Origin of the sequence: Pseudomonas sp. GM84 (assembly GCF_000282535.1) — a bacterium.
Taxonomy (GTDB): Bacteria; Pseudomonadota; Gammaproteobacteria; order Pseudomonadales; family Pseudomonadaceae; genus Aquipseudomonas.
In genome coordinates, this window is record NZ_AKJC01000113.1 from 1 (window position 1) to 7967 (window position 7967).

5 protein-coding genes and 1 pseudogene are annotated in these 7967 nt (G+C 63.0%); 4 read left to right on the forward strand and 2 right to left on the reverse strand.

Features of this window, described 5'->3' with window-relative positions; translation table 11 throughout:
• Positions 1 to 79: 79 nt before the first annotated feature.
• A complete protein-coding gene (gene nadA / locus PMI38_RS10155; protein WP_008093460.1) occupies positions 80 to 1138 on the reverse strand; it encodes a quinolinate synthase NadA in 1059 nt (352 codons plus the stop codon).
• Positions 1139 to 1364: 226 nt separating this feature from the next.
• Positions 1365 to 2879, reverse strand: coding sequence for a YdgA family protein (locus PMI38_RS10160; protein WP_008093461.1), 1515 nt, complete (start codon positions 2877 to 2879; stop codon positions 1365 to 1367).
• Between the two features lie 486 nt (positions 2880 to 3365).
• Here PMI38_RS10160 and PMI38_RS10170 point away from each other — a divergent pair, with 486 nt between their 5' ends.
• From PMI38_RS10170 to PMI38_RS10180, 4 genes and pseudogenes are all read left to right on the forward strand, one after another.
• Complete coding sequence (locus PMI38_RS10170; protein WP_008093462.1) at positions 3366 to 4718, forward strand: APC family permease; 1353 nt, start codon at positions 3366 to 3368, stop codon at positions 4716 to 4718.
• Positions 4719 to 5003: 285 nt separating this feature from the next.
• Positions 5004 to 5993, forward strand: a pseudogene (locus PMI38_RS27870) (PDC sensor domain-containing protein); the annotation flags it as partial.
• A 102-nt stretch (positions 5994 to 6095) separates the two neighbouring features.
• Positions 6096 to 6851, forward strand: coding sequence for a methyl-accepting chemotaxis protein (locus tag PMI38_RS27875; protein ID WP_400639369.1), 756 nt, complete (start codon positions 6096 to 6098; stop codon positions 6849 to 6851).
• 127 nt (positions 6852 to 6978) lie between these two features.
• Positions 6979 to 7938: a cation diffusion facilitator family transporter gene (locus PMI38_RS10180; RefSeq protein WP_008093464.1), complete on the forward strand. Its 960-nt coding sequence runs from the start codon at positions 6979 to 6981 to the stop codon at positions 7936 to 7938.
• The last annotated feature ends 29 nt before the right edge of the window (positions 7939 to 7967 follow it).

Here is a 7967-nt window from a genome sequence, read left to right on the forward strand (position 1 = left end):
AGCCGGCTCCCACAGGTAACTGCACCGCTCTTGAGGACGGTGCAGTACCTGTGGGAGCCGGCTTGCCGGCGATTGGCCCTTAAGCGTTACCGGAAAGCTTCAGTCGCGCCGCCTGGGTAAAGTCCAGCATCCGGTTCAAAGGCTTGATCGCCTTCGGCACCAGCGCCGGATCAACGAAGATTTCGTTGCTACCCGTGCGCAAGCAATCCAGCACCCGCTCCAGGGTATTCATCGCCATCCACGGACAATGCGCGCAGCTGCGGCAGGCCGCGCCGTTACCGGCAGTCGGCGCCTCGACGAACTCCTTGTCCGGGCACAACTGCTTCATCTTGTAGAAGATGCCGCGGTCGGTGGCGACGATGAAGGTCTTGTTCGGCAGCGTCTGCGCAGCCTTGATCAGCTGGCTGGTGGAGCCAACCGCGTCGGCCAGTTCGATCACCGACTCCGGCGACTCGGGGTGCACCAGAATCGCGGCATCCGGGTACAGCGCCTTCATGTCGGCCAGCTGGCGCGACTTGAACTCTTCGTGGACGATGCAGGCACCGTCCCACAGCAGCATGTCGGCACCGGTCTGCTTCTGGATATAGCGGCCCAGGTGCTGGTCCGGCCCCCAGATGATGGTTTCGCCGTTATCCATCAGGCTTTCGACGATCTCGAGCGCGCAGCTGGAGGTCACTACCCAGTCAGCCCGCGCTTTGACGGCAGCCGAGGTATTGGCGTAGACCACCACGGTACGCTCGGGGTGCTGGTCGCAGAAGGCCGAGAACTCTTCGACCGGGCAGCCCAGGTCGAGCGAGCAGGTAGCCTCCAGGGTCGGCATCAGCACGCGTTTTTCCGGGGTGAGGATCTTGGCCGTTTCGCCCATGAAGCGCACGCCGGCGACGATCACGGTGTCAGCCGGGTGGTTCTTGCCGAAGCGGGCCATTTCCAACGAGTCGGACACGCAACCACCGGTTTCTTCGGCCAGCGCCTGGATGACCGGATCGCAGTAGTAATGGGCGACCAACACGGCATTCTGCGCCTTCAGCTCGGCAGCGATGGCCGCACGGTATTCGGCCTCCTGCTCGGCGGTCAGCGGGTTGGGCTGCTTGGCATCAAGGTGGGCCTGAACCAACAGGCGTTCGGAAATCTGGGTCATGATCGCTGGACCTGCAGGCGCGCGTGCGCGTCAAATCGAGTGTACCACCCGGCCCTGACAGATCGGCTAAGGGTGCCGGACGGCTAGCACGCCGCCACGGCCCTCTGCGGGCGCGGATTATTATCGGACGCCGAAGGCTACAGACAATCAAGGGATTTCTAAAGGGGTTTTTGTGTTGCCTGCAGGGGCCCTATCGCCGGCAAGCCGGCGATAGGGCCCCTGCAGATCACCCCTGCGGCTGCATCGCCGCAAAGTGCGCCGCCAGGATCATGGCGAACTCCTCGACGGTCATCTTCTTGCCGTTGAAGTCGACCATGCCGTCGGCATAGTGCAGGCTCGACACCACCTCATTGCCCTGCACGGTGGCCATGCCGCTCTGCAGCGCCATCATGCCGACCATCTCACCGGCCTGGCTGGACTGCATGGCAATCGCCTGAGCGTCGGTCTGCCCTTCCAGCAAGGCCTGCAGGGTCGCCAGGTCACCGATCATCGGCTTGGACAGCGAGAGCTTGCTCTTGACCTGGGTGATCAACTGCTTGCTCAGCTGGTCAGGCGGCAAATCGAAGGAGGTCGGGCTGGCGAAATCCATCGACAGGTTGAAACGGCTCTCGCCATTGGCGGTCTTGAACGACAGGTTCTCCACCGCCACCTGCGGCTTGGACGCCAGCAACTGCTGCAGGTTGCCCTGGAACTTGGCCTTTTCCGCCTCGTCCATCTGGATCTCCGGTACCGGCTGGCCGGCCGCAGCCGCCGCCTCGAACTCCGGCAAGTGCGCCTGGTACCACAGTGACAGCGCCTGCAAGGCCGGGGCATTGAGCGACTTGATGCTCACCGCCATCTGCCCGCTGCCGACCGCGCGGCCGTCCCAGGTAATGTCCGAAACCTTGTAATCCACTCGCCCACCGACGGTGTTGGGGCCGTCGAGGGTCTGCACGACATTCTGCTCGAGGCTTTTGAGCAACAGCACTTGCTGCTTCGGCCCCATGGTGGCTTTGGCCTGCGCCAGGTGCAGGTCGATATTGCCGACGTAAATCATTTCATGCTCGGTAGCCGCCAGCTTGCCGTCGATCTTCAACCCCTGGAGCTCGAAGGTCGCCGGCGGGTGGTCTTCGCCCACCAGCTTGATGTCCAAACGCTCGGCGGCGCCATGGAACTTGGATGCCTTGCCATCCTTGTCGCCCGTGGCCTCCAGCTTCAACCCAGAAAAATCGATGCTGCTGCCGTTGGCCTGGTTGACCTTGAACGGCGCCAGCTGGATGGTGCTGTCAGCACTGCCGCCGTAGCCCAGGCTGACATGCGTGGTGATCGGCGGCTGTTCACCGGTGGCGGCGAACCAAGGGGCCGTGAAGTCGTCTTTCTGCAGCACAGTGTTGCTGGTGGCCATTACCGGCATGAGCTTCAGCGCCTTGACCCGCGACCAGGGGAATGGGCCATGCTCGATCTGGTCGGTGAAGCCGACTTCGAAGTTGACCGTATCGCCACTGCCATCGCCAAGGTTGATGTCCTTGGCCTTGAGCCGGTACTGAGCAGTGCTGGTGAAGAAGTGCTGCTCCAACCCGACCCGCTCGATGATCATGCTGCCGCCAGTCCCCACCAGGACCTTCTTCAGCTCGGCATTGGCAAGGTTGACGGAGCGTTCCAGTTCCGTGGGCAGTTGCTTGCCGGTGTACCAGGCGCCAGCGGTGGTTGCGACGGCAATGGCGATGGCCAGGCCGGAAAGGATGCCTACTGATTTCTTCATGAATAGAACCGTTCGATGTCCATATGGCTTGCACGCGACCCGATGGTCGTGCAGAGGGCAAAAGAATATCACTGCAGCTTCGATCCGGTGCTCGCAGCTGAAGCAAATTCGCGCTTTAAGAAATGCCCTACGCAAGACGGGAAAACCGCCCAGCCGTTCATTTTTACGAACATCAAAGTCGATTCAAATTCGCAAAAAACCGCGTACAAAGTGAACATTTTGGCCATTTAATCGATAAAAATTTCAATTTCGTAACATCTTGTCATGTTTAACTTGACACCCATCGGCCCATCGTTTTTTATTTTCACCACCTCGCCCAGCGCCCGATCCACGAAGAAGAAAAAGTCGCGCCGTCATGATGCTCGGATGCCCCTGCCCGCACGCTTCACTCTCCTCGTCAAGGTACTGCCAGCCTGACATCGGCGCCTAGCCCGCGCCTACCTCTGCTCCAAACAAAAAAGGTGAACAACATGGAGCCACACCAGCATGCAGACTGACCACAACGCCACCGGCAACGGCCAATTCCGTAAATCCCTGCGCCTCTGGCACGTGGTCATCATCGGCTTGGCATACCTCACGCCAATGACCGTGTTCGACACTTTCGGCATCGTTTCCGGCATTACTTCCGGTCACGTTCCCAGCGCCTACCTGCTGGCCTTGGCCGGCGTCCTGTTCACTGCCGTGAGTTACGGAACCCTGGTGCGTCGCTTCCCACAGTCGGGTTCGGCCTACACCTATACCCAACGCGCCATCAACCCTCACGTAGGCTTCCTGGTCGGCTGGTCGTCGCTGCTCGACTACCTGTTGCTGCCCATGGTCAACGCGCTGCTGGCCAAGCTCTACCTCTCGGCCATGTTCCCTGAGGTGCCGGAGTGGATGTGGGTGGCCGGCTTCGTCACCCTGATCAGCCTGATCAACATGCGCAGCATCAACCTGGTGGCGCACTTCAACCTGCTGTTCGTGGTCGTGCAGCTGGTGATCATGTCGGTGTTCATCTACCTCTGCGTGCGCGGCCTGGGCCAAGGCGAAGGGCTGGGCACCACCTGGAGCCTGACACCCTTTACCGACTCGCAGACGCAGCTCAGTGCCCTGGCTGCCGGCGCGACCATCCTGTGCTTCTCGTTCCTTGGCTTCGACGCGGTCACCTGCCTGTCGGAAGAAACCAAGGACCCGGGCAAGATCATCCCGCGGGCAATCTTCCTCACCGCCCTGATCGGCGGCGTGGTGTTCATCGCGGTGTCGTACTTCATGCAGGCGTACTTCCCCAACAACGCCCGCTTCCACGACCCGGAAGCGGCCTTGCCGGAAATCGCCCTGTACGTCGGTGGCAAGCTGTTCCAGTCGATCTTCATCGCCTGCACCGTGATCAACACCATCGCCTCGGGCCTGGCCTCGCAAACCAGCGTGTCGCGCCTGCTGTACGTCATGGGCCGTGACAACGTGATCCCCAGCAGCGTGTTCGCTCGCCTGCACTCGCGTTACAAGACCCCGGTGGTGAACATTGCCGTGGTCGGCGTGATTGCCCTGTCGGCCATCTACTTCGACCTGGTGACCGCCACCTCGATCATCAACTTCGGCGCGCTGGTGGCCTTCAGCTTCGTCAACCTGTCGGTGATCTGCCACTGCTACCTGCGCGAGGGCAACCGCCAGGGGCTGGCCAACAAGTTGAAGTACCTGGTGCTGCCGACCATCGGCTTCTGCATCATTGCCAAGCTCTGGCTCGACCTCAATGAGCACTCGCTGGTGTTTGGCGGCCTCTGGGCGTTGCTGGGGCTGGTGTACCTGGCCTGGCTGACCAAGGCCTTCCGGGTCGCACCGCCGAACTACGTCGCCGAATGACACTTGCCACCGACAACGCCCGCGCCTGAACGCGGGCGTTGTTCATCTTCGATAAGGAAAGCCAAGATGCCGCTGCGCCGCCTGTCCATCCAATGGAAGATCACCCTGCTCGCCGGCCTCTGCCTGCTGGCCATCGTCGCCTTGCTGGTGGCCACCTCGCTGACCCAGGCTCGGCGTAGCGCGGCTCTGGTCAGCCAGGCCAACAGCGAAATGCTCGATCACAGCGCACGCCTGCGCCTGCAGGCCCACGCCGAAACCCAAGCCCTGCGTATCCAGCGCTACTTCATGGATGGCTACCAGTACGCCAATGGCTTCGCCCACCTGGTACAGGTGCTCAAGGCCCGTGGCGGCAGCGACCTGCGCGCCGAGCTGACCCGCCAGGCCCACGCCAGCCTTGCCGGCAACCCCGACGTGATCGGCCTGTACCTGGTGTACCAGCCCAACGCACTGGACCATCAGGACAGTCAATTCGTCGGCCAGGACGCGCTCGGCAGCAACGAAAGCGGGCGCTTCTCGCTGTACTGGTCGCAACCACGCCCAGGCACGCTGGAACTCGAGGCCATGCCCGAATCGATGCTCAACGACAGCAGCCTCGGCACCAACGGCGCCCCCAAGAACCGCTGGCTGACCTGCCCCGAGGAGACGGCCAGAGCCTGCGTGCTCGAACCCTACCTGGACGAGGTCAATGGCCGCCAGGTGCTGATGACCAGCATTGCCCTGCCACTGCTGGAGAATGGCAAGGTGGTCGGCGTGGTCGGCCTGGACATCGGCCTGGACAACCTGCAGCAGTTGAGCCTGGAAGGCCGCCAAGACCTGTTCGACGGCCAGGGCCAGGTCAGTATCGTCAGCGCCAGCGGCCTGCTGGCCGGCCACAGCCGCGACAGCTCGAAGCTGGGCGCACCGCTTGACCAGGCCGTGGCCAGTGGCCTGTTGCGGGTCGCCCGGCCGTTCTCGCCGATCCCCGACGCAGCCCCGTGGCAAGTGTTTCTGGAACTGCCTGAGGCCGTGCTCCAGGCGCCTGCCGTGGCCCTCAACCAGCGCCTGGACGCGCACAACCAGAGCGCCAACCTGAACGGCCTGCTGATCGGCCTGGGCGCAGCGGTACTCGGTCTGCTGCTGGTCTGGCTGACCGCGCGTGGCGTGACCCGGCCGATCCTGGCCGTGGCCGCGCGGCTGGAAGACATCGCCAGCGGCGAAGGCGACCTCACCCGCCGCCTGGAATACGCCCGACAGGACGAACTGGGCCAGCTCAGCGGCTGGTTCAACCGCTTCCTCGACAAGCTGCAACCGGTGATTGCCCAGGTCAAGGGGTCGCTGCTCGAAGCCCGTGGCACCGCTGACCAGTCTGCGGCCATCGCCAGCCAGACCAGCAGTGGCATGCAGCAGCAGCAACGCGAAATCGAGCAGGTAGCCACAGCCGCCAATGAAATGAGCGCCACGGCCCAGGATGTCGCCCACAACGCCGCCCAGGCAGCCCAGGCAGCACGCGGCGCCGACCAGGCCAGCCGCGAGGGCTTGCAACTGATCGCCAGCACCCGCGAGGCCATCGACCAGCTGACCGCCGGGATGAATACGGCCGTGGATGAAGCCCGCGCCCTGGAGAGTCGTAGCGAGCAGATCGGCTCGGTACTGGAGGTGATCCGCTCCATTGCCGAGCAGACCAACCTGCTGGCACTCAATGCGGCGATCGAAGCGGCTCGCGCCGGGGAAGCCGGACGCGGCTTCGCTGTGGTCGCCGACGAGGTGCGCACCCTGGCCCGGCGCACCCAGGTGTCGGTGGAAGAGATCCGCCAGGTGATCGAAGGCCTGCAACAAGGCACCCAGGATGTAGTCGGCGCCATGCATGCTGGCCAGCGTCAGGCGCAGGCCAGCGCAACGCGCATGGAGCAGGCGCTGCCGGCCTTGCAACGGATTGGCGAAGCGGTGGCGGTGATCAGCGACATGAACTTGCAGATTGCCTCGGCGGCGGAGGAACAGAGCGCGGTGGCCGAGGAAGTGAACCGCAACGTGGCAGGGATCCGCGATGTGACAGAATCGCTGTCGGGCCAGGCGGATGAATCGGCGCGGATCAGCCAGGCATTGAACCGATTGGCCAATCAGCAACAGGCTTTGATGGAACAGTTTCGCGTCTAGTCTGTACGGGCCCTATCGCCGGCAAGCCGGCTCCCACAGGTACGCCACAGGTTTTGAATACTGTGCTTTACCTGTGGGAGCCGGCTTGCCGGCGATAGGGCCACAACCTTTTGAATGAGTTCTACCCATGGAATCACCCAACAAACCACCCTTCTTCGACATCACCAGCGAACAGGGCCTGCTACGCACCTCGATCGCCGTCACCCTGTTCATCGCCACCATCGGCATCGCCTTCGGCCTGGCCTCGGGTTCGTTCTCGATCGTCTTCGACGGCGTCTACTCGCTGGTCGACGCCAGCATGAGCGGCCTGTCCCTGGTGGTGGTCAAGCTGATCACCTCGCACGCCACCAGCCTGCAGCTGTCACGCAAGCTGCGCGAGCGCTTCACCATGGGCTTCTGGCACCTGGAACCGATGGTCCTGGCACTTAACGGCATCCTGCTCAGCGGCGTGGCCATCTACGCGCTGATCAACGCCGTCAGCAGCCTGCTCGAAGGCGGTCGCCACCTGGAGTTCGGCATCGCGATGATCTACGCGGTACTGACCGTGATCGCCTGCGCCACCATCGCCGTGGTCGAGAACCGCGCCAACCGCAAGCTGCAGTCCGACTTCGTGCGTATGGACGTCAAGGGCTGGATCATGTCGGCGAGCATTACCGCAGCCTTGCTGATCGCCTTCTGCTTCGGCTACGCGGTGCAGGGCACGCAGTGGGAATGGGTGTCGCCCTACATCGACCCGGCGGTGCTGGCACTGGTGTGTCTGGTGATCATCCCGCTGCCGCTGTCGGTGGTGCGCCAGGCCATGTCGGAAATCTTCCTGGTCACGCCAGGTGACCTCAAGCAGCACGTGGACGAAGTGTCGCGGGCGTTCGTCAGCAAGCACGGGTTGCAGTCCTACCGGGCCTATGTGGCCAAGGTTGGGCGCTCGCGGGAAATCGAACTGTATTTCATCGTGCCCAAGAGCATGGGTGCCAAGTCCATTGACGAGTGGGACGCGCTGCGTAACGAGATTGGCGATGCCGTGGGTGGCGAAGGGCCGGATCGCTGGATCACCGTCGTGTTCACCGGCGACCCGGAGTGGGCGGAATAAGGGCCGCTCTGCGGCCCAATCGCCGGCAA